The organism is Antarctobacter heliothermus (assembly GCF_900188425.1).
GTDB lineage: Bacteria > Pseudomonadota > Alphaproteobacteria > Rhodobacterales > Rhodobacteraceae > Antarctobacter > Antarctobacter heliothermus.
In genome coordinates this window covers 86,424-106,785 of record NZ_FZON01000012.1, presented here as the reverse complement: position 1 = coordinate 106,785, position 20,362 = coordinate 86,424, and the positions used below count along the sequence as shown (strand labels likewise).

Annotated in this window: 22 protein-coding genes; 6 read left to right on the top strand and 16 right to left on the bottom strand. The window is 62.8% G+C overall.

The features are described from left to right. Positions 1–139 precede the first annotated feature (139 nt). The 13 genes from CHB90_RS08795 to CHB90_RS08735 form a co-directional block, all read right to left on the bottom strand. Complete coding sequence (locus CHB90_RS08795; protein ID WP_089277493.1) at positions 140–769, bottom strand: ATP-dependent Clp protease proteolytic subunit; 630 nt, start codon at positions 767–769, stop codon at positions 140–142. A gap of 270 nt (positions 770–1,039) precedes the next feature. Then, positions 1,040–1,897 carry a cation diffusion facilitator family transporter gene (locus CHB90_RS08790; RefSeq protein ID WP_245823203.1) on the bottom strand — a complete coding sequence of 286 codons (858 nt, stop codon included), beginning with the start codon at positions 1,895–1,897 and terminating at the stop codon, positions 1,040–1,042. A 210-nt stretch (positions 1,898–2,107) separates the two neighbouring features. Next, positions 2,108–3,373, bottom strand: coding sequence for an NAD(P)/FAD-dependent oxidoreductase (locus CHB90_RS08785; RefSeq protein WP_089277491.1), 1,266 nt, complete (start codon positions 3,371–3,373; stop codon positions 2,108–2,110). A 405-nt stretch (positions 3,374–3,778) separates the two neighbouring features. After that, a complete protein-coding gene (locus CHB90_RS08780) occupies positions 3,779–4,495 on the bottom strand; it encodes a c-type cytochrome (RefSeq protein ID WP_089277490.1) in 717 nt (238 codons plus the stop codon). 9 nt (positions 4,496–4,504) lie between these two features. Then, complete coding sequence (locus tag CHB90_RS08775) at positions 4,505–5,761, bottom strand: c-type cytochrome (RefSeq protein ID WP_089277489.1); 1,257 nt, start codon at positions 5,759–5,761, stop codon at positions 4,505–4,507. After that, positions 5,745–7,022, bottom strand: a complete 1,278-nt coding sequence (soxC, locus tag CHB90_RS08770) for a sulfite dehydrogenase (protein WP_089277488.1) — start codon at positions 7,020–7,022, stop codon at positions 5,745–5,747. Before soxC ends, CHB90_RS08775 begins: the two co-directional genes overlap by 17 nt. Before the next feature lie 92 nt (positions 7,023–7,114). Then, entirely contained in the window at positions 7,115–8,815 is a 1,701-nt protein-coding gene (gene soxB / locus CHB90_RS08765) for a thiosulfohydrolase SoxB (RefSeq protein WP_089277487.1), read from the bottom strand. A gap of 98 nt (positions 8,816–8,913) precedes the next feature. After that, a complete protein-coding gene (soxA, locus tag CHB90_RS08760; RefSeq protein WP_089277486.1) occupies positions 8,914–9,765 on the bottom strand; it encodes a sulfur oxidation c-type cytochrome SoxA in 852 nt (283 codons plus the stop codon). 63 nt (positions 9,766–9,828) lie between these two features. Next, complete coding sequence (gene soxZ, locus CHB90_RS08755; protein WP_089277485.1) at positions 9,829–10,158, bottom strand: thiosulfate oxidation carrier complex protein SoxZ; 330 nt, start codon at positions 10,156–10,158, stop codon at positions 9,829–9,831. Positions 10,159–10,187: 29 nt separating this feature from the next. After that, positions 10,188–10,622 carry a thiosulfate oxidation carrier protein SoxY gene (soxY, locus tag CHB90_RS08750; protein WP_089277508.1) on the bottom strand — a complete coding sequence of 145 codons (435 nt, stop codon included), beginning with the start codon at positions 10,620–10,622 and terminating at the stop codon, positions 10,188–10,190. A 26-nt stretch (positions 10,623–10,648) separates the two neighbouring features. Beyond that, positions 10,649–11,125, bottom strand: a complete 477-nt coding sequence (gene soxX, locus CHB90_RS08745; protein ID WP_089277484.1) for a sulfur oxidation c-type cytochrome SoxX — start codon at positions 11,123–11,125, stop codon at positions 10,649–10,651. 423 nt (positions 11,126–11,548) lie between these two features. Beyond that, entirely contained in the window at positions 11,549–12,133 is a 585-nt protein-coding gene (locus CHB90_RS08740; protein ID WP_089277483.1) for a thioredoxin family protein, read from the bottom strand. A gap of 65 nt (positions 12,134–12,198) precedes the next feature. After that, the gene (locus CHB90_RS08735; RefSeq protein ID WP_089277482.1) at positions 12,199–12,936 is read right to left on the bottom strand and encodes a cytochrome c biogenesis CcdA family protein; all 738 of its coding nucleotides are present in this window, start codon (positions 12,934–12,936) and stop codon (positions 12,199–12,201) included. A 74-nt stretch (positions 12,937–13,010) separates the two neighbouring features. Between CHB90_RS08735 and CHB90_RS08730 the strand changes: the two genes are divergently transcribed. The 4 genes from CHB90_RS08730 to CHB90_RS08715 all read left to right on the top strand — a co-directional run bounded on the left by CHB90_RS08730 (position 13,011) and on the right by CHB90_RS08715 (position 16,270). Then, a complete protein-coding gene (locus CHB90_RS08730; RefSeq protein WP_425426601.1) occupies positions 13,011–13,394 on the top strand; it encodes a thioredoxin family protein in 384 nt (127 codons plus the stop codon). A 15-nt stretch (positions 13,395–13,409) separates the two neighbouring features. After that, positions 13,410–13,748 (top strand): ArsR/SmtB family transcription factor, encoded by a 339-nt coding sequence (locus tag CHB90_RS08725; protein WP_089277480.1) that lies wholly within the window; start codon positions 13,410–13,412, stop codon positions 13,746–13,748. A 92-nt stretch (positions 13,749–13,840) separates the two neighbouring features. Further along, positions 13,841–14,899 (top strand): YeeE/YedE family protein, encoded by a 1,059-nt coding sequence (locus CHB90_RS08720; RefSeq protein WP_089277479.1) that lies wholly within the window; start codon positions 13,841–13,843, stop codon positions 14,897–14,899. A gap of 240 nt (positions 14,900–15,139) precedes the next feature. Beyond that, positions 15,140–16,270, top strand: a complete 1,131-nt coding sequence (locus tag CHB90_RS08715; protein WP_089277478.1) for an NAD(P)/FAD-dependent oxidoreductase — start codon at positions 15,140–15,142, stop codon at positions 16,268–16,270. Positions 16,271–16,338: 68 nt separating this feature from the next. Here CHB90_RS08715 and CHB90_RS08710 read toward each other — a convergent pair whose 3' ends face one another. The 3 genes from CHB90_RS08710 to CHB90_RS08700 all read right to left on the bottom strand — a co-directional run bounded on the left by CHB90_RS08710 (position 16,339) and on the right by CHB90_RS08700 (position 17,735). Then, complete coding sequence (locus CHB90_RS08710) at positions 16,339–16,632, bottom strand: hypothetical protein (RefSeq protein WP_089277477.1); 294 nt, start codon at positions 16,630–16,632, stop codon at positions 16,339–16,341. Position 16,633: 1 nt separating this feature from the next. Then, positions 16,634–16,936 (bottom strand): hypothetical protein, encoded by a 303-nt coding sequence (locus CHB90_RS08705; protein WP_141135830.1) that lies wholly within the window; start codon positions 16,934–16,936, stop codon positions 16,634–16,636. A 211-nt stretch (positions 16,937–17,147) separates the two neighbouring features. Then, complete coding sequence (locus CHB90_RS08700) at positions 17,148–17,735, bottom strand: riboflavin synthase (protein WP_089277475.1); 588 nt, start codon at positions 17,733–17,735, stop codon at positions 17,148–17,150. Between the two features lie 89 nt (positions 17,736–17,824). Here CHB90_RS08700 and CHB90_RS08695 point away from each other — a divergent pair, with 89 nt between their 5' ends. Together CHB90_RS08695 and CHB90_RS08690 are read left to right on the top strand one after the other, a co-directional pair. Continuing rightward, complete coding sequence (locus CHB90_RS08695) at positions 17,825–19,117, top strand: capsule biosynthesis protein (RefSeq protein ID WP_089277474.1); 1,293 nt, start codon at positions 17,825–17,827, stop codon at positions 19,115–19,117. 96 nt (positions 19,118–19,213) lie between these two features. Continuing rightward, positions 19,214–20,359: a polysaccharide biosynthesis/export family protein gene (locus tag CHB90_RS08690; RefSeq protein WP_170941014.1), complete on the top strand. Its 1,146-nt coding sequence runs from the start codon at positions 19,214–19,216 to the stop codon at positions 20,357–20,359. Positions 20,360–20,362: the final 3 nt, after the last annotated feature.

Sequence of the window (20,362 nt, the reverse complement as noted above, 5' to 3'; positions counted from 1 at the left end):
TTTCCTGCTTCGCCGGCGACCGGCATTTGCGCCCCCACAACGCGGCCTTCCGCCGGTGTTCGCACAGCTTAGGCCACGCGGTCGGGCGCGACAATCCGAAAGTTCGCCCCACGCCACCCTGTGGCGCGGGGCTGCCTCTTTAGGCGTCGCTGTCGCCTTCGGTGACGCGCGAGGTCACGATTTCGTCCACATGCCCCCATTCCTTGGCTTCTTCGGGGGTCATCCATTTGTCGCGGTCAAGCGCCTCTCGGACGGTGTCAAAGTCCCGGCCAGAGTGCCGCATGTACAGTTTGTACATCCGCTCTCGCGTTTGTTCGATGTGGCGCGCAGAGATCAGGATGTCCGCCGCCGTGCCCTGTGCGCCGCCGGACGGCTGGTGCACGAGGAATTCGGCATTGGGCAGCGAGTAGCGCATGCCTTTTTCGCCACCGATGGCGATGACAGAGCCCATCGAGGCCGCCAGACCGCACACCAGCGTCGACACCTTGGGTTTGATGTATTGCATGGTGTCGTAGATCGACAGCCCCGCCACAACCGACCCGCCGGGCGAGTTGATGTACATCGAAATCTCTTTGGACGGGTTTTCCGCCTCAAGGTGCAGCAGCTGCGCCACCACCAGAGAGGACATGCCGTCATGGACCGGGCCGTTGACGAAAATGATCCGCTCTTTCAGCAGCCGTGAAAAGATGTCGTAGGCGCGTTCCCCGCGGCTGGTCTGTTCTACCACCATGGGAACGAGGTTCATGTATGTCTCTATCGGATCTGTCATTTCGGCCTGCCTGCAACTGCTGTCAAAGATGTAACGCCTGAGTGTTACCCGAGTCTTAGTATTGCCCATGGGGGGCTGCAAGGGGCGCAGGCCAAAACGGCCCGCGCGGTGGGTCGGTGTCAGACGGTCGGATGGTCACGCAGAGCGCGAACGCCGGGCCCGGCATCCCGCGGTTCGGGGCGGGTTTCGGGCCGGGTCACAAAGGTAGAGACGTCCGCACGCCTTTCAAGGCCGGCCCGCCGCGCGCGGGGGGCGGAGTGGAGATCGGGGTCAGTGACCGATGCGACGGACGTCCACACAAATATGTTCGGCGCATTCCATTTCCAGCGTGACATGGGTCAGCCCATGCGCTGCGGCCAGTTGGGTCTTGACCTGATCCTTGATTGTATCGGCCCGGTCCCAGGCACCGGGCGCGATCACCAGATGCGCCTGAAGCGCAGCGGTGTGCTCATCCATTTGCCACAGGTGGGCGTGGTGCAGGCTTTGGACGCCATCGACCGCCTCGGCGGTGTTCAGGACGTGTTCGGGGGCCATGCGTGGCGGGCTGCCCAGCATCAGGATGCGGATGACGCCGCCGATCTCACCCCATGCCATCCACAGGATGTAGCCCGCGATCAGCAGCGTGATGGCCGGGTCGACCCATGTCCAGCCAAAGGCCCAGATCAGCCCGCCCGCCACGATCACCGCGACCGAGCCCATGGCATCGGCGAGGTTGTGCAGAAAGGCGGCGCGGATGTTCACGCTGTCCTGCGCCATCCGGTAGGTCAGCGCGGCGGTCACAAGGTCGATCACCAGCGCCACGGCGGCGATGACGATGATCAGCCAGCCGATCACCTCTTGCGGCTGGAAAAAGCGCATCACCGCCTCGTAGATCAGGTACAGGCCGATCACGATGAGCGTGGTCAGGTTGATCAGCGCGGCCACCACCTCTGCCCGGCCATAGCCAAAGGTCATGTCCGAATCCGCCGGGCGGCGGGCGATGCGGCGCGCCCAGGCGGCGATGATCAGGCTGGCCGCGTCGGAAAAGTTGTGCAGCGCGTCGGCGATCATGGCAAGCGAGCCGGACAGCACCCCGCCGATGACCTGCGCAACCGTGAGCAGCAGGTTCACCCCGACGGCGGCAGCCATGCGGGCATCCCCGGCATCGGGGTCGACGTGGTGATGGTGGTGGTGTCCATGTGGCATGGGCCGAGAGAGCGCGCTTTGGAGGGCAGGGTCAAGGGGGCGTGGCCCGCCCGCGACCGGGGGTCGCGCGGGGCTGCCCGGGAGCACTGCGCGTTCTCTGTGGTCCGCCGCGCTGGACGCGCGGCGGACCGGTTGTTCAGCCGGACACGGCCCTTAGCCGAACATGTCCGAGGTGATGCCAGCGTACCAGCCGACGCTTTCCTCATAGGTCGTCTTGCGCAGGGCCGCGTCCTCTCCGGTGTCGGAAATGAACCCGTCGACCTTGGCGATCTTCTCGTCTGTCGCCTCGTAGGTGGCGCCCACCTTGACGCCGTCGTCGGTGTTGATCAGCGACCAGCAGGTGTTGGAGAACTTGGCCGGGAAAACACGGCTGCCCGTCAGCGCACCGCGCACCGCCATGGCTGCCACCTTGGCCTGTGAATTGGCGGAAAAGCCGGATTTCGGCATGTCGCCCTGATTGGTGGCGTCGCCGAGGATGTGGATGTTCTCATCCAACCGCGATTGCATGGTGTGGCCGTTGACCGGCGCCCAGTTGCCCTCTGTCAGATCGGCGGCAGCGCAGATCATGCCCGCCTTTTGCGCCGGGATGACGTTGCAGACATCGGCCTTGACCACCTCGCCGTCGATGTCGACCTCCATGGTGTCGGCGTTCACAGAGACGTTGTCGCCGCCGAAATCCGGGCCGATGCGGGTGATCATGCCGCCATAATATTTCTGCCAGCCTTCCTCGAACAGCGCCTGTTTGGAGAAGCTCTCTTTCGGATCGGCGATGAGGATCTTGGCCGTGGGATTGGTGGCCTTCAGCACATGGGCCACCATGGAGATCCGCTCATACGGTCCGGGCGGGCAGCGGAAGGGATTGGGCGGCGCGACCATGACATAGGTGCCGCCCTCTGGCATGGCCTCGATCTGCGCCTTGAGCAGCGCGGTCTGGGTGCCGGCCTTGTAGGCGTGGGGCATCGCGGTCTGTGCAGAGACGTCCCAGCCGGGAACCGCGCCGTCGACAAAGTCGATACCGGGGGACATCACCAGACGGTCGTAGGGCACGCTTCCGCCCCCAGCCAAGGCCACGGTTTTTGCATCCCGGTCCACGCCCACAGCCCAGTCATGCACGACATTGACGCCGTATTCAGAGGCCAGCGTTGCGTAATTGTGTTCGATGCTTTGCAGGTCGCGGAAGCCACCGATGTAGAGATTGGAGAAAAAGCAGGTGTAATAGCTGCGCGAGGGTTCGATCAGGGTTACGTCGATCTCTCCATTGCTGTCCTTGGCGATATAGCGGGCGGCAGTTGCGCCCCCTGCCCCGCCACCGATCACAACGGCGCGCGGGCGTCCGTGGCTGGCAGCCTGTACCATCGGTGCGGCCAGCGACGATGCGGCCACAGCGGTCCCCAGAAATGTGCGTCTGTTAAATGTCATGTCCGTACTCCTCCATATTGGACAGGTTTATTGGTGCGCCCCCTTGCAGGGTTGAAAAATGGGCACACGGAATGCTTTCCCAGACCTACGAAAAACCCCGCGCGGCACAGGGCTGCGCGGGGTGACGTGGTGTCGGAAAAGGTCTTTGGGGGCGCGATATGGCCCGGCGGCATCAGGTCGGCAGGAGGCCGAAAAACGCCGCCAGCGCCAGCAAAGCGCCCAGCATCAGTATCCGGGTGGCGAAAGGCATCCGCATGAAATCCATCCAAACTGGCCGGGACAGTCCCGGCGGTACGCATAAGCGCAGGGGCAAAAATCAACCCGCTGCGGCGGGACTGGCTGTCCCGCGCGTTCACTGTCTTATCTGGGTGGCTTTTGCTCAATTGCGGAATACCTGACCCCCGGTCATTCGATGGTTGCGAAATAGGCCGCCAGTGCGGCGATTTCCTCATCCGACAGCCGCCCGGCCATCATCTGCATCACCGGATGCACCCGCAGTTTACGCTTGTAGGCGTGCATGGCGATGACAAAATCCTCTTCGGGCCATTTGACGATAGAGGGGATGCCGTCATCCGAGCCATCACGTTTATGACAGGTCACACATTCCGAGGCGAGGTATTCGCCATACGGCACGTCGCCCACAATGGCGAGGATTTCGGGCGGCAATTCGACCTCACGCGCCACGGCGGTCGGTGCGGATTCCGGGATGTCTTGCGGGCTGGCGGTGAACTGGCGCAGGTAGGCCAATACATCGTGGCGGTCCTGTGCGTCCTTGATGCCCCGGAACGACATGCGCGTGCCGGACAGCAGGACGCGCGGGTTTTCGATATAGGCATCCAGCAGGTTGAAATCCCACGTCAACCCGTCACCAGAGGCGCGTTCCATGGATTTGGAGTAGTCGAACCCCTCCAGACTGCCAGCACGGCGTCCGAAGATGTTGTTGAGATGCGGGCCAATGCGGTTCTTGGCATCGCGTCCGACCTGGTGACACCCGGAGCATTGCGCAAACAGTTTTGCCCCGCGTTCGGCATCGCCGAACAACTGGGCCTCCTCCTCTGCGGTTGCTGGCCCCACGAGGGGGGCCAGCGCGACGAGGGCCGTTATGATCAGCCGCTTCATCATGTTTTTATCTTACTCGGAGAACGACTTGAGGTAGGCGATCATTGCCGCGACTTCCTCGTCTTTCCTCAGACCGGCAAACGCCATCTTGGTGCCTTTCACGGTGCCACGCGGATCGGCAAGGAACGCGCCCAGGATCTCTTCGTCCCAGGTGCCGCCCATGTCGGCCATGGTTCTGGAGTACTTGAACCCCTCGACCGCGCCGATGTCGCGCCCCACCACGCCTGTCAGCTGCGGACCGACGCGATTCTTGGCCCCGTCGCCGACCTGGTGACAGGCCTTGCACTTGCCGAACAGCTTTTCACCAGCGGCGACCAGTTCGGGGTCAAGTGCGTCCTCCGCCGGGGCGGCGGCGGGCTCTGCTGCGGGTTCTGCCTCTGGCTCCGGGTCGACGGCGGCGGCCTCTGCCGGGTCGGCAGCGGGGGCTGGGTCAACGGCGGGCTCTGTGCCCTCCTCATCCGGGGTCACATCCAGCACGGTGGCGCGCATGGTGATCTCGACACTGTCCTTGCAGTTTTCCATGCAGGGCTCAGTCCGCCAGATCGGATACTCCGTCTCGGCCCGGTCATCGACGATAAAGCCATCCGCATTGGGCAGCGTGATCGTCGGCAGGGTTTCGTTGGAGACCTCGAACTCATCGTCGATGATGTCGTTGGAATAGAGGATGTAGGCCACGATGGCATAAACGTCGTCATCCGACAGCGTCTGCGCCGCGCCAAAGGGCATCGAGCGGTGGACATAGTCCCAGATCGTCGAGGTGTAGGGCCAGTAGGAGCCCACGGTTTTCAACGGGTCGTCATCGGCAAGGGTGCCGTCACCCCCGGCCAGTTTCGGCCAGTTGCCGACGCCCTCGGCAAAAGAGCCGTGACAGGCGGCGCAGTTGTCCTCGAACAGCGGTTCGCCGTCGAAGGCATTGCCGGTGCCGACCGGCAGGCCGGTGCCATCGGGGCTGATGTCCACGTTCCAGGCAGCGATTTCCTCCGGCAGAGCCTCACGGCCAAGGCCAAAGCGCAGGCCGGTGCTGTCGCCGTTGTCGGCATGGGCCGCGCCTACGATGCCGCCGTCTAGCGCCGCCGGGTCGGCGGCGTCGGGGGCAGTCGCGGTCTGCACCGGGGCCACGGGTTCCGGGATGGGGGCGGGCAGCTCGGCCAGCACTTGCGGATTGGTGGGATAACCCGCGACGTTGCGATCGGCAAAGTTGTACGCGCCCACCAGCATCAGGCCGATGCCAGCGGCAACGCCACCGTAGAGTTTAAGAGACTTCGACATTTTCGGCCTCCCCATTGGCTTTGACGTGCCATGTCTGGATGCAATTGTTGTGATAGATCGAGTTCAGCCCGCGCACATCGCGCAGCTGGGCCTTGGTCGGTTGGACATAGCCGGTCTCATCCATCGCGCGGGATTGCAGCAGCATGTCTTCGCCGTTCCAGGTGGTATCAAGGTAAAAGCGTGTCAGCGCCTTGTCCTCTCCCGGCGCAGCCAGACGCGCGGTTTCCCATGTCTTGCCGCCGTCCTTGGAGACATCGACGCGGGTGATCTTGCCGTGGCCGGACCAAGCCATGCCGGTGATGACCAGCGGGCCGTGACCATGGGTGATCGGCGATTGCGGGCTGGGCGAGGTGACAACCGATTTGGCGTCCATGACCCATGTCCACTTGCGCGATGTGCCGTCCTCAAGCGTGTCGGTGTATTTCGAGGTCTCTTCGCGGCTCTCGACCGGGCCATCCATGACCTCGATCCGGCGGATCCACTTGACCCACATGTTGCCTTCCCAACCGGGCACCACGAGGCGGACGGGATAGCCGTGCTCCTTGCGCAGCGCCTCGCCGTTGGCCTTGAAGGCCACCAGAACATCGTCCATCGCCTTTTCCATCGGGATGGAACGGCCGTTGGACGAGGCATCCGCCCCCTCGACATAGACCCATTTGTCCTTGAAATCGCCCGCGGCATCCAGACCGGCCTCGGCCAGCAGGGTGCGAAGGGGGACGCCGGTGTATTCCATGTTGTGGATCATGCCGTGGGTGAACTGCGCGCCGTTCAGCTGCGCGCCCGCCCATTCCATGCCGGTGTTGGCGGCGCATTCGCAGAAATAGACGTGCTGTTCGCGCGGAAAGCGTTCCAGATCCTCGTAGGAGAACACCAGCGGCTTATCCACCAGACCGTTGATCATCAGCCGGTATTCGGATTTGGCCAGTTCGATCGCGCCCGAGTGGTGGCGTTCAAACGCGCAGCCCTGCGGCGTGATTGTGCCGTCCAGCGCGTGGATCGGGGTGAAGTTGATCGAGGAAATCGTGTCGGCGGTCAGCCATTCCACGTTGCGGCGGATCACGTCGTCCTCAAACTTGATCGGCAGGCCATAGGGGACCTCGTCGACGCCAGCGCCAAACCCGGACGCCCAGTCCTGTATTTCGGTGATCAGCGGATCAGGCCCTGCCGCGCGGGCACCGGTTGCGGCCACGGCCCCTGCCCCAAGTGCGGCGGCACTGGTCAGGAACTTGCGGCGCGAAGGGCCATTCGTTTCCTTGCTCATTGCGTTCTCCTTACGGATCATCTCATTCATCTATGTGAATGATCTGGCTGAAAAATCGGCGGGCCGAAGCCCGCCGGAAAAACATGGTGGCGTCAGATGCCCACCACTTCGACGTTGTCACGGGGCGCAATCGAGACAGTGCCCTGTTTGCGGATGTGGCTTTCGACCACGTCCCAGATCTGCGGACCTTCGGTGCCCTCATTCACACTGGCCCAGCCGGCGACCACATAGGTCTTGGCCGGATCAATGGCCTCACCGGTGCTGAGCAAGGTCATGTTCGAGATCCGCTCACCCTGCGGTTTGGTCACGTCGCAGCGATAGCCCATGCCCCCGATGCGAACCATGTCGCCACCCTGCTGGTAATAGGGATCGGGGTTGAAGATGTTGTCGCCCACGTCCTCAAGAATGACCTTGATGAATTCGCCGGTCATTTCAGAGCGATACGCCTCACCATAGGTCATGGAGGTCACGTTCCAGATGTCCTCGCGGGTGATGTCGTCGCCCGGGATCAGCGAGGGGCCCCAACGCACGCCCGGCGACATGGCAATGTCGGCCTCACGTTCGGACAGCAGCGCGTCACAGATCAGGTCGTCCCATGTGCCGTTGAAGTTGCCACGGCGATAGAGCAGCGAGTCGGTCTGGCCAATCACCTCTTCGAGGTCGGCCTTGTAGGGCGCGCGCTGTTCCTGGATCAGGCTGGTCATGGTCGGATCGGGCGCGATCACATCCGAGAAAATCGGGATCAGCTTGTGCCGGAAGCCCATCATGCGACCGTTCTGCACGTCCAGATCGACGCGGCTGACGAATTTGCCGTTCGACCCCGAAGCAATCAGGATCGTGTCGCCCACCAGAACGGGTTCGGGCAGCGCGTCATGGGTGTGGCCGGTCAGGATCACGTCGATACCGGTGACTTTGGACGCCATCTTTTTGTCGACGTCAAAGCCGTTGTGCGACAGGCAGACAACCAGTTCGGCGCCCTGCGCGCGGACCTCATCCACCATGGCCTGCATGTTCTCATCGCGGATACCAAAGGAGAACTCGGGGAACATCCAGCGCGGGTTGGCGATGGGCATATAGGGAAAGGCCTGACCGATGACCGCAATCTTGACGCCGCCGCGCTCAAAGAACTTGTACGGCGGGAAGAGGTCCGGCAGCGGTTCATCCCATTCGGCGTCAAAGATGTTCTGACCCAGCGCGGCAAAGGGCAGGTTTTCAACCAGCTCCTGCACCCGCTCGGACCCGAGGGTGAATTCCCAGTGGAACGTCATGGCGTCGGGTTTCAGCCCGTTCATGACGTTGACCATGTCCTGCCCTTCGGTGTGGTAGCAGGTGTAGGAGCCGTGCCATGTGTCGCCGCCGTCTAACAGAAGCGCGTCGGGGCGGTCAGCGCGGATCGAATTCACAACCGTTGCGACGCGGTCCATGCCGCCGACGCGACCATAGCCCTGCGCCAGCGCGCTGAAGTCACCCGAGGACAGCGCGTAATGCGAGGGCGATCCGTCCTCGATGCCATACAGCTTGCGGAAATCCGCGCCGGTGACATGCGGGACCGCGCCTTTGTTGCCGCCAACACCGATGTTGACAGAGGGTTCGCGGAAATAGATCGGCATCAACTGCGCATGGATGTCGGTAACATGGATCAGGCTGACGTTGCCGAAGGTGTCGAATTGCAACAATTGGTCCTGAGTCAGCTTTTGCTGGGCGGCAAGCCGCGCCCAGTTGCCAAAACCGGAGGCCCCGAGCATCGCCGAGGCCGCCATGGACACTTGCAGGAAATCGCGTCTTGAGATCATGGGGAGGGACTTTCTATCTCATGACACACATGCGCATGTGTGAATTTGTAAGTTGAAAGAAACCCCGCGCCAGTCGCCTGACGCGGGGTTCGTGTGTCTTAGTTGCGGACCGAGGGGCCTTCGACCGACAGGCCGTTGCCACGCGATTTCACATACAGCTCAAGTGCGATGAACTCATCCGAACCGGCGCTGAAGGTTTCAGCACGGGTGTCGCGGATGCAGCCCTTGAAGCGCGAGTGCGATCCGTTCAGCTTGGCGTTTTTCAGACGGTAGGTCGGGAAACCGTTGATCTGGCCCTGGCTGAGGTGATCGGCGCGGATGTAGTTGCCATAGTTCTGCTCGTGGCAGTTGGCACAGGACAGTTCGAGCTGGCCGAAGCGGGTGTAGTAGATGTCCTTGCCCGCCTCCCAGTAGTCGGCTGCCGGGCCGTCGATGGCCACGTCCACCGGCATTCCGCGCGAGACAGACGCAATCAGCGCCTCCATCGACACGGCATCGCCTGCATCGTATTTCCACGCCTCGGCACCCATGCGGTTGGTCCGGCAGTCGTTGACCTGCATCTGGACGGTGCGCATCTCACCGGCCTCTTCGTTCCACTTCGGATAGGTCGCCGCAACGCCCACCATGCTGTCCGCCGGATCGCTGTGGCAATCCGCGCAGGATTTGCCCTCAGAGCCTTCGGCGGTGTTCCACTGGTCGATCGCCTGATCGACAAAGATCATGCCCTGGTTTTCGAAGTCGTCGGTTTGCAGCTGCTGGGTTTCATCCGACCGGAAGTGCCAGCCAGAGATGATCTCATCAAACGCGTCCGACAGGTGATCCGGGGCGGCGGTCTTGGTGACCATGTCCAGATCGCCGTTGATGGTCAACGTATCGTCATCTGCGCCGCCGGCAAAGGCCGCAGGCGCGATCAGCAGTGCGGCTATAGCCGTCAATGCCTTGAATTTCATAGGTATCCCTCCCAATTGGCGATCCCGCCCCGCGTCGTGCGGGACAGGATTTATCTTGCCAGGTCAGCCGACGGCGACCGATTTGGTATCTTCGTAGACGTCGCCGTCATCGTCGTACCAGGTAAACTTCAGATCGCCCGCTGCCGGAATGGTTGCGTCGAATTCGAAGTAGGGGTTGGTCGAGATCGCCGGAGCGAGGACAATGTCGATCACGCTCTCACCGTTGAACTCACAGGTGAAGCGATTGATGATCGAACGCGGGATCACATTGCCCGATCCGTCTTTGCGCTGACCCGATTCCATCTTGTGGGAAATCAGGGTCTTGATGGTCACGACCTCACCGGCGGATGCCTTCTTGGGGGCCTTGACGCGGGGTTTGACACCAGATGCCATTTCTAAGAACTCCTCTAGGTTTCCGCTGATCAGCCGCCGCAGCCGCCGATGGTGACCTTGACGGTCTTCATCGCGGTCACATAGCTGCCGTCTGCCATCTTGGCGATTGCCTGCACGTCCTGCGTTCCGGCAAGACGGACACGGGTCGATGCCGCCTGCGCGCCGGCCAACGGGCCAAAGCGGAAGGTGGCGATGCCCGGGGTCGGGTTGCCCAGCGCGTAAACGCGGATCTCGACGGCGCCGGGGGCGTCGACAGAGATCGGAACAGTGTTGCCGTTTTCGGCAATTTCCGGGGCGGTCAAGGTCAGATCGCCGGTGCCTGCGTCAGCGCCTGCCAGAAAGTCGTCGGGCCCGCCGACCATTTCGGCGTTGGGGTCAGCCTGGGCCATGGCGCGCAGCGGCAACAAGGCCAATGCGGTGGCGCCGGCACCCAGCGCCAGTGTATCGCGTCGCGTGAAGTTCATCATGTTTCTCCTAATGTGATCGGGGGTCAGCTTTCCTGCAGCGTCAGCAGGAATGCGACCACATCTTCGATTTCCTGGGCCGACAGGATCGGTGACAGGTCACCCTGGGCGGCCTTGCCGGTGTAGCCGTCGCCAGGACGGGTAAAGCCGGTTGTCTTGTAGAACGCGGGCATCACCGTGTCCGGGAAGGTCATCTTGGCGTTGGCCACGATGCCGCGCAGTTCCTCGGCGGTGCGCGCCTCGCCGGTCCAGGTCAGTTCGGGGCCGACTTCGCCCTGAAAGGCCACATCCGGCAGTTGGGCAACGGCATGGCACGCCGCGCAATTGCCTTTGGACCGCGACGAAAAGATAACGCTTCCTTTGTCCGCGTCTCCGGCCATACCGCTGAGTGAGGTGGCGACATCGCCATATTCGCCAAACTGGACGTCGCCGGGGGCGACCGTGTCCGCGAACGCCGCTCCGGTCGCCAGGACCGCCGCCGCCGTGATTGCTGTAAGCCTCATGTTCCCTCCCTAGGCTTTTGGACCCCCGAAAGGAGGTCCTCGCTCATACCTGTTGGCGTATACCGTAGGCTACCGGACGACCTTCACGCAACAACAAATTCAGGGATGTGAATTTTTGCTCCGTTTCGTCGCAGGTCCGCTGGCGCGTCCTTGCGCCTGATGACCACCGGAGCAAGGGCAGGCTGCCGAATTTATGAAGCAAAATTAAGTGGATGCGCTCACCCAAGCGCCCCAGCCCCTTGATGCGGCCATGACAAGATGACAGAGTCCGCAGACACCCGGCATATCCCGAAACCGACCGCCGCGACCAAAAGCAGGGGCGCAGGTCGGGGCCATGTCCACCCCGACAGGCCGCGCGTGGAGTCCTGCGGTCCTGCCCCGGAAACCGCGGCAGGACCCGGAGTCGATTCGGGCGTCCCGCCCTCAGTCAAACTTGCCGTTGTTGCGTTCCTGGATGCGGCGGGCATGGTAGCGCTGAAAGTCCTCGCCGGTCTCATCCGCGATCTCATAGCGCTTTTCAGCGACCCAAGTGAACATGTCCAAGGAGGTGCCTTTGGAAAAGGCCCCCGGCATCACCGCAACCGCCGCGTCCAGCGCGCTTTGCCCCTCTGGCACCTCTTCGGGCAGGAACACGATGTTGGGGGTGAACAGGACGCGCCATTTGCGGGCCATGTCCTTTTCGGTCAACACCTCACCGTCGAAATCCGTCACTTCGATATCGCCATGCAGGTTCAGCTGCACCACAAAGTAATTGTTGTCGATGAACTCTGACACCTCCGCATCGGAAAACACCTCTTCGTGCATCTTCTTGCAGTAGATGCAGCCGCGCTGTTCAAAGAACAGTACCAGCCGCTTGTCCTCGGCGTTGGCCTCTGCCAGATCCTCGCGCAGATCCTTGAAAGTGTCGCGCATCCACGGGCTTTTATACAGTCCATCGTCGCCCATCTGCTGGGCCGCAACAGGCAGCGCCATGACCACGGCCAGCGCCGCACCGATCCAGTGTTTCATCCGGGTATCCTCCCTATTGGTGCGGCAAGGGGTCTGTCGGCCCCACGGCCGCGACATCAGTTGCTTCAGCTCAGCGAGGACCAGGACGGAAAGGTCTCGATCATCCACTGGGCAATCAGGTTCACGGTATCGGTCGCGATGAGGATCGCAAAGAGGATCAGCATCACGCCCATGAGTTTCTCGACATATTGCAGCTTGTCCCGGTGGCGTGCGGTCCAGCGCAGGAACGGCCCCGAAAACAGCGCCGCAATCACAAAGGGCGCAGTCATGCCGACACCGTAGACCAGCAACAGCAGCCCGCCCCGCGCAATGTCGCCCATGCCGCTGGCGATCATCAGGATCGAGGCCAGCGCAGGCCCCACGCAGGGCGTCCAGCCAAAGCCAAAGGCCAACCCCATGGCATAGGCGCCAAACACGGTTGTCGGCTCTGCGCTGCTTTCGATCTTGGCCTCTCGGTAGAGCAGGCCAATGCGCAGGACGCCAAGGAAATGCAGGCCAAAGATCGCCAGCACAACCACGGCCACCCATTTCAGATAGCCCATGTAGTCGGCAAAGGCCTGACCGACTGCTGTGGCCCCCATGCCCAACAGGACAAAGATCGTCGTGACCCCGGCGGCAAAGAACACCGAAGACAGGATCAACCGTCGTTGCGCGCCGGGCGTGATGCCTGCATCGTCGCGCAGTTCGGACATCGAGATGCCCGCCATGTAACACAGATAGAAAGGCACCATCGGCAGGATGCAGGGCGTAAAGAAGCTGAGCAAACCGGCAAATGCTGCACCTGCAAATGAAATGTCGAGCACTTGGCGCGCCTTTCCTTGATCAATTCACATATTCAGATTAAGTTGTTTGTCAGGCCTACGTCAATTGGTGCACCATGAGAACCATGAAATTCCTGTCCGCGACTTTGTTCAGCCTTGTGCTGCCTGCCAGTCTGGCGCTGGCAAGCGATGTGAGACTGATTATGGTCGAACAGCCGGGATGCGCCTATTGCGCCGCATGGAACGATCAGATCGCCCCGGCCTACCCCCACACCGAAGAGGGCAAATTCGCCCCGCTGGAGCGTGCGGACCTGCACATGGGGCCACCTGATGACGTCACCTATGCCCGCCGCGTGAACTTTACCCCGACGTTCATCTTGGTGAAGGACGGCGCAGAGCTTGCCCGGATGGAGGGCTATGTCGGCGAGGATTTCTTCTGGCCGCTTTACGCCCGTCTTCTCGAAGAGCATACGACCTTCGCCCCTGGCAGCAACGACTGAGGAAGAACAGGACTGATGGCGCTTCCGGTATTGCATGACAACATGACCGACGATGAGCTTGACGCGATCGTCGAAAAGGCGACCGCCGCGTCGTCGTTCCTGAAAGCCATCAGTCACGAAGGACGGTTGATGATCCTGTGCCATTTGGTCACCGGAGAGAAATCCGTCACCGAACTGGAGGAATTGCTGGCCGCGCGCCAGGCCGCCGTGAGCCAGCAACTGTCGCGCCTGCGGCTGGAGGGGTTGGTGGTGCCGCGCCGGGACGGCAAGGCGATCTATTACCGGCTGGCCGACGACCGGCCGCGCAAGATGCTGGAATGTGTCTACGACCTGTTCTGCCGCGACGACGACTGATCCGCCCGCACAGGTGCGACGCTTGCCGCTGGCATGAGGCCCCTGCATACTCGATGAATTGATTTTCGGCGAGTCAGGAGGAGGCCCCGCCCATGATCTCATTTCTGTCCGAACACCACCTTGTTGCCCTGATCGGGTTGCTGACGGGGATTCCGCTGGGTCTGGCGGCCCGTCTGGGTCGATTTTGCACGCTGGGCGCGATCGAGGACGCGCTCTATGGCGGATCGACCGTGCGGCTGCGGATGTGGGGCATGGCGATCGGGCTGGCCGTGGTTGGCAGCTTTGCCCTGATGGGGTCGGGCCTGTTGACGGGCGCGGACACCTATTACCTGTCGATCCGCTGGATGCCGATGGCCTCGATCCTGGGCGGGTTGGTGTTTGGCTATGGCATGGCGCTGTCGGGCAACTGTGGCTATGGCGCGATTGCACGGCTGGGCGGCGGTGACCTGCGCAGCTTTGTGATCGTGCTGGTGATGGGGGTGGCGACCTTTGTGGTGCTGTCCGGTCCGCTGGCCCCGTTGCGGGCGATGATCTTTCCGCAGACCGAGGTCACAACGGATGTTCCGCCGGGGATTGCGCATCAACTGTCGGCACTCAGTGGCGTGTCGGTCAATGTGATCGGCATCGCTGTCGGCGTTTTGATCCTTGCAGGTGCGGCCGCGTCCCGCGAGGTCTGGAAAAGGCCCGCGCAGGTGGCCTGGGCCGGAGCGGTCGGTCTGGCCGTGGTCGGGGCCTGGGCGGGCACCACATGGGTGGCGCGCGGCGGGTTCGAGGCGCTGCCGGTGGTCTCACATAGCTTTGCGGCCCCTCTGGGAGACACCATTCTGTGGTGGATGACAGGCTCTGCCCGACCGTTGAGCTTTGCCGTCGGATCAGTTGCGGGCGTCTGGGGCGGGGCCTTTATCGGGTCGCTGATCAAGGGGCATTTCCGCTGGGAGGCCTGCGAAGATCCGCGCGAATTGCGCCGTCAGATCATTGGTGCTGCGCTGATGGGCGGCGGCGCGGTTGTGGCGCTGGGCTGTTCCATCGGGCAAGGATTGTCGGCTTTTTCGGTGCTGGCGATTTCGGCCCCGGTAACATTTGCGGCGATCTTTGCGGGCGCGGCGCTGGGTCTGCGGCAGTTGATCGTGGGGTTTCAACCGGCAGAGTGAACCCGGCCTGTCCACGCGTGGACAGATTTGTGACCGAGCGTCATCAAGGGGTTACAGAGGCGTTTTTACCCTTTGTTGACCAATACCCCCTCCCGCCGCGCGACAGGCGTCCGACATCGCCGCTTGCCGCGACGAGGCCGGTGCGCGTAGCCTGACGGACAGATAAACCAGAGCCCTCATCGCGCCAAATCCTGCGTCCTTCAGGTCATGCCCGGGTCGGACACATCCGAAAGGACGACAATGAAATCCAGGGTTCTTGTGCTTGGCGCCGGTTTCGGCGGCATGGAGTTGGCCAGCCTGCTGTCGGAAAGCCTGGGAGAGGGCGCGGACGTCACCGTCATCGACAAGGGCGACCATTTCGTTTTCGGCTACTCCAAGCTGGATGTGATGTTCGGCAAAAAGCCTCTGGATGCGGTGCGCCTGCCCTACAGCCGCTTTGCCCCGCCCGGCGTCCGTCTGGTGCGCGAAACGATAACCGCAATCGACCCGCAGGCGCGGCGCGTGACAACCGATGGCGGCAGCTATTCAGCGGATTTCCTTGTCGTGGCGCTGGGCGCCGATCTGGACGTCGCCGCGACGCCGGGGCTGGCCGAGGGCGGGAACGAGTTCTACTCGGTTCCCGGCGCGACCCTGCTGCGCGATGTGCTGCCCGATTTCTCGGCCGGGCCGGCCATCGTGGGGATCTGCGGCTTTCCCTACAAATGCCCGCCCGGTCCCAGCGAATGCGCCCTGACCCTGCACCATTACCTGAGCGAAAGGGGGGTGCGCGGGGCCTGCGAGATCACGCTTGTCTCGCCCTTGTCGAGCCCGATGCCGGCCTCGGCCGAAATGTCCAAAGCCATGATGGCGGCCTTTGCCGAAACGGGCATCCGGGTGATGCTGCAAACCACGGTCACGGCACTGGACCCGGACCGAAAGGTGGCCCTGCTGGATGACGGCAGCGCCCTGCCCTACGCGCTGTTTCTTGGGGTCCCCAAACACCGCGCGCCGCAGGTGGTCCGCGACAGCGGGCTGGCCGAAGGCGATTGGGTTCCGATCGACCTTGCCACGATGGCGACCGCGATTCCGTGCGTCTACGCCATCGGCGACATGGCCAAGACAGGCCACCCCAAGGCCGGGTCCTTTGCTGAAAGTCAGGCCGAGGCGGTGGCCAGCGCGATCATCGCGCAGGTGACAGGCGGCCAGGCGCACACCAACAAGGGCACCGGCAGCTGTCACATCGAATTCGGCGATGGCCGCATCGCCCGCGCCGATGTCGATTTCCTGACCGGACCAAAGCTTCGGGCGACATATCAGCCGCCGTCACTGGACTCGCGGGCGCACAAGGACGCCTTTGACGCCGACCGTCGGAGCCGCTGGTTCGGGCTTTGAGGCTGGGTAGACCCAAAGCGCAACGAATGTGTGTATCCGTTGCCTGCGCCGACACGCCGCGCGGCAAATCACGCGTCGGGGTCTTGGGGCCTTGCCCTGTCGCGATCAATCTTGATCTCGGGCAGAGCGACCTCTGCCGGCCATGAAACGCGCAGGTCTGAAAAGAACCTGTGCAGATCCGGGCCGGGAAGCCCGACCACTTCGGCGGGAAGGTCGATTTCCAGCGCGCGCTGGCCCTCCGTAGGCTCCAGCCGGGCGGTTGGGGCGTTGTCCTGTGGCTTGTCCCGCTCATCTCGAAACCGTGCGCCCACAACCCGGCCATCCCGATCAACGATCACCTGCACCTTGATTTGCCCTGTCATTTCAGACACCCCCACCGTCCAGCTTGAACTTGCACGCGTTGCTGTCGAAGTTCCGAATGTCCGTGAAATATTCCCAATAGGCGCTGGACGGCGCGCCGCAGGAATACTTGCCGCCCGCGACCTGAGCGATGGTGCAGCGCGCCTTCTTGCCCACCCGTTCGGTCGACAGCGTGCCGTATTCGCCCGGTTCGGGATGCCCCATGACCCATTGCGCGCCCCGGTTGCCCGGACGCTCCCACGCAAACCAGATGTTGATCGTCTGACCCGGGGCGACATAAAAGGTGTCGTTCATTGTCCAACCCATTTTCATTCCTCCCTGTCCGGGACCGGATCGCGCATGACCCGACCGCGGTCTGGTCGCGACAAGCACCGTGGGCCGATTGCCAAACGGGCCGTTACGAACCTTGGAGAAATCTGCCGGAACCGTCGATCAGTGCATTGATCCCGGTCAACCTGCGCGAGAAAGACGTCAGGCGTTTCACCCGGACACACTCAGGACAGTCGCGGACACGGGATCACGCCCAATCCTGCAGCCGCGCGACATAGCGCGCCAGCGTGTCGATTTCGAGGTTGATGCGGTCGCCCACGGCGACCTCACCCCAGGTGGTCACGGATTTGGTGTGCGGGATGAAGTTGATGCCAAAATCGCATCCATCGACCTCATTCACCGTCAGCGAGGTGCCATTCAGCGCCACCGACCCCTTGGGCGCGATGAACCGCGCCAGCGCGTCAGGCGCGCGAAAGGTGACGCGGGTGCTGTCACCCTCATCCACCATGTCGACCACCTCGGCCACGCCGTCCACATGGCCGGACACGATATGCCCGCCCAATTCGTCCCCGACCCGCAAGGCGCGTTCAAGGTTGAGCCGCTTGCCCTCGGCCCAGTCGCCGACATTGGTCTTGGAAACCGTCTCGGCAGAGATATCGACGTCGAACCAGTCGTCGCCCAGACCCACCACGGTCAGGCAGACGCCGCTGCAGGCAATCGACGCGCCCATGTCGATGCCAGCGGTGTCATAAGACGTGGCGATCCGCGCCCGCAGGTCGCCGCGATGGTCCAGCGTGCTGACGGTGCCAAGATCAGTGACGATGCCGGTGAACATGAATGTGCCCTTTCCCCTGCCGCAGAGCCTTATTTTCGACGAACTCGCGCGGTAAAGATATCTACAGACACCCGACATAAAGCGGCACAATGACCAAGGCAACCGGCGACAAACGGGTCTTTCTGTTCTTGCAGGGACCCCACGGCCCATTCTTCAACCGGCTTGGCACCATGCTGCGCAAGACCGGCGCAGAGGTCTGGCGCGTCGGGTTCAATGCCGGTGACCGGGCATTCTGGTTCCATTCGCGCAGCTACCTGCCCTATCGCGGCACGCCTGACGACTGGTGCGCCTGGTTTGTCGACCTGATCGAGGCGCGGCATGTGACTGACATCGTCCTGTACGGCGACGTCCGGCCGATCCACGCGCAGGCGGTGGAACAGGCCAGGGCGCGCGGGCTGACGGTGCATGTTTTCGAAGAAGGCTATATGCGGCCCTATTGGGTCACTTATGAACGCGGCGGCAGCAACGGCCATTCGCGGCTGATGCAGATGAGCGTCGAGGACATGCGCCGCGCGCTGGAGCTGTCCGACATGGAGGCCCCCCTGCCCCCGGCCCATTGGGGCGACATGCGCCAACACATCTTTTACGGCGCGCTGTACCACTGGTTCGTGATGTTTCGGAACGGCGACTACCGCAATTTTCAACCGCATCGCTCCCTTAGCGTGTTTCAGGAGTTCCTGTTGTACCTGCGGCGGCTGTTCCTGATGCCCGCCAGCTGGCTGGACCGGGTCATATCGACCGCGCGCATCCGTCTGGGCGGGTTTCCCTACCACCTTGCCCTGATGCAATTGGAACATGACTCCAGCTTTCAGAAACACTCGCCCTTTGACACGATGCCCGATTTTGTCGATCTGGTGATCGCGGGCTTTGCCGAGGGCGCGCCGGGCCACCATCACTTGGTGTTCAAGGCGCATCCGCTGGAGGATGGACGCGCCCGCGTGCGCCGGTCCGTGACCGCATCGGCCCGCAAACACGGGGTTCTTGACCGGGTGCACTATGTGCGCGGCGGCAAGCTGGCGCAGCTGTTGAACGATGCGCGCAGCGCGGTCACGGTCAATTCCACCGCAGCGCAACAGGTGCTGTGGCGCGGAATCCCGCTCAAGGTCTTTGGCGACGCGGTCTATGCCAAACCCGAATTTGTCTCGACCCAGTCGCTGCCGGACTTCTTCGACATGCCGACCCGGCCGGACAACCGCGCCTACAAGGATTATCGGCGCTACCTGCTGGAAACCTCACAGCTTCCGGGCGGGTTTTATTCCGCGCGCGGACGGCGGCAATTGCTGCGTCAGGTGGTCGATATGATGCTGTCGCCGGACGATCCCTATGACGCGCTCAGCCGTGGCACCGCGGCCCCACGGCAACAGTTGCGCGTGGTGCACTAGGCCGGGCTGAACGCTGGACTGGCATTTTGCGCCGGAGTCCCGTAGTTTAAACAAAAAAACCTGAGGCAAAAATAACAAGGTCGAGGAGACCGAGCAGTGAAACAACCCATTTCCCGGTGGGCGCGTGGAATCGCGTTCCTGGTCGCGGTATCGCTTGTGGCGTCCTGCGGCCTACCCCGCGTTGGCCCGAACAAGCGTGAAATCTTTGCCGGTTCCGTACAACGCGAAGGCGATGCCTTTATCGTTTCCGTCAACGACCGCGTGACGCGTGCCACTGCCGTGGTGCCCTCGCTGGGTTTTTCCGACACGTTCAAGAACGCCAGCCTGCTGGGGTCGGACACGATCCGTCCCGGTGATACGCTGGGCCTGACGATCTGGGAAAACGTCGATGACGGGCTGCTGGCAGCCGAAACCGCCAATGCCACGATCCTCGAAGAGGTGCAGGTGGACGGCGCGGGCTTTGTCTTTGTGCCTTACGCCGGTCGCATCCGCGCGGCGGGCAACACGCCAGAACGCATCCGCCAGATCATCACCGAACGTCTCGAGGACCAGACACCTGACCCGCAGGTCGAGGTGCGGCGCCTGGCCGGTGACGGCTCGACCGTGAGCCTGGTCGGTGCAGTCGGCAGTCAGGGCGTCTTTGCCATCGAACGGCCCACCCGCACGCTGTCGTCGATGCTGGCGCGCGCAGGTGGCATCACCATCGCGCCGGAAATCGCCCAGGTGACCGTCCTGCGCGGTGACCACAAGGGCAAGATCTGGTTCCAGGACCTTTACGAGAACCCCAAGTTCGACATCGCCCTGCGCGGCGGCGACCGGGTACTGGTCGAAGAGGACACAAGATCCTTCACCGCATTGGGCGCGACCGGCACACAGGCCCGCGTGCCGTTTGAAACGCAAGTGATCTCGGCGGTTGAGGCCATCGCACAGGTTGGCGGGTTGCTGTCTGCCTCTGCGGACCCGACCGGCGTCTTTGTGCTGCGCAATGAACCGGCAGAGGTCGCCAACCAGGTTCTGGGCCGCGACGATCTGATCGGCGCACAGCGCATGGTCTACGTTCTGGACCTGACAGAGCCGAACGGCATGTTCATGGCGCGCGATTTCATCATCCGCGATCAGGACACGCTGTATGTGACCGAAGCGCCCTTTACCCAGTGGAACAAGGTGATCGCCTCGTTTACCGGCACCTTGGGCGCCGTGAGCACGGTCACCTCTGCCGCCGACGCGCTGTCCGGGGGCTGACCT

Bases quoted from the DNA above. Each gene is read 5' to 3' on its own strand.
- CHB90_RS08740 (WP_089277483.1), bottom strand. From the start codon at position 12,133: ATGAAACACTGGATCGGTGCGGCGCTGGCCGTGGTCATGGCGCTGCCT.
- CHB90_RS08795 (WP_089277493.1), bottom strand. From the start codon at position 769: ATGACAGATCCGATAGAGACATACATGAACCTCGTTCCCATGGTGGTA.
- CHB90_RS08730 (WP_425426601.1), top strand. From the start codon at position 13,011: ATGAGAACCATGAAATTCCTGTCCGCGACTTTGTTCAGCCTTGTGCTG.
- soxC (WP_089277488.1), bottom strand. From the start codon at position 7,022: ATGAGCAAGGAAACGAATGGCCCTTCGCGCCGCAAGTTCCTGACCAGT.
- CHB90_RS08710 (WP_089277477.1), bottom strand. From the start codon at position 16,632: ATGACAGGGCAAATCAAGGTGCAGGTGATCGTTGATCGGGATGGCCGG.
- CHB90_RS08700 (WP_089277475.1), bottom strand. From the start codon at position 17,735: ATGTTCACCGGCATCGTCACTGATCTTGGCACCGTCAGCACGCTGGAC.
- CHB90_RS08785 (WP_089277491.1), bottom strand. From the start codon at position 3,373: ATGACATTTAACAGACGCACATTTCTGGGGACCGCTGTGGCCGCATCG.
- soxA (WP_089277486.1), bottom strand. From the start codon at position 9,765: ATGAAATTCAAGGCATTGACGGCTATAGCCGCACTGCTGATCGCGCCT.
- soxZ (WP_089277485.1), bottom strand. From the start codon at position 10,158: ATGGCATCTGGTGTCAAACCCCGCGTCAAGGCCCCCAAGAAGGCATCC.
- soxX (WP_089277484.1), bottom strand. From the start codon at position 11,125: ATGAGGCTTACAGCAATCACGGCGGCGGCGGTCCTGGCGACCGGAGCG.
- CHB90_RS08725 (WP_089277480.1), top strand. From the start codon at position 13,410: ATGGCGCTTCCGGTATTGCATGACAACATGACCGACGATGAGCTTGAC.
- CHB90_RS08780 (WP_089277490.1), bottom strand. From the start codon at position 4,495: ATGATGAAGCGGCTGATCATAACGGCCCTCGTCGCGCTGGCCCCCCTC.
- soxY (WP_089277508.1), bottom strand. From the start codon at position 10,622: ATGAACTTCACGCGACGCGATACACTGGCGCTGGGTGCCGGCGCCACC.
- CHB90_RS08705 (WP_141135830.1), bottom strand. From the start codon at position 16,936: ATGGGTTGGACAATGAACGACACCTTTTATGTCGCCCCGGGTCAGACG.
- CHB90_RS08775 (WP_089277489.1), bottom strand. From the start codon at position 5,761: ATGTCGAAGTCTCTTAAACTCTACGGTGGCGTTGCCGCTGGCATCGGC.
- CHB90_RS08695 (WP_089277474.1), top strand. From the start codon at position 17,825: ATGACCAAGGCAACCGGCGACAAACGGGTCTTTCTGTTCTTGCAGGGA.
- CHB90_RS08790 (WP_245823203.1), bottom strand. From the start codon at position 1,897: ATGGCTGCCGCCGTCGGGGTGAACCTGCTGCTCACGGTTGCGCAGGTC.
- soxB (WP_089277487.1), bottom strand. From the start codon at position 8,815: ATGATCTCAAGACGCGATTTCCTGCAAGTGTCCATGGCGGCCTCGGCG.
- CHB90_RS08715 (WP_089277478.1), top strand. From the start codon at position 15,140: ATGAAATCCAGGGTTCTTGTGCTTGGCGCCGGTTTCGGCGGCATGGAG.
- CHB90_RS08720 (WP_089277479.1), top strand. From the start codon at position 13,841: ATGATCTCATTTCTGTCCGAACACCACCTTGTTGCCCTGATCGGGTTG.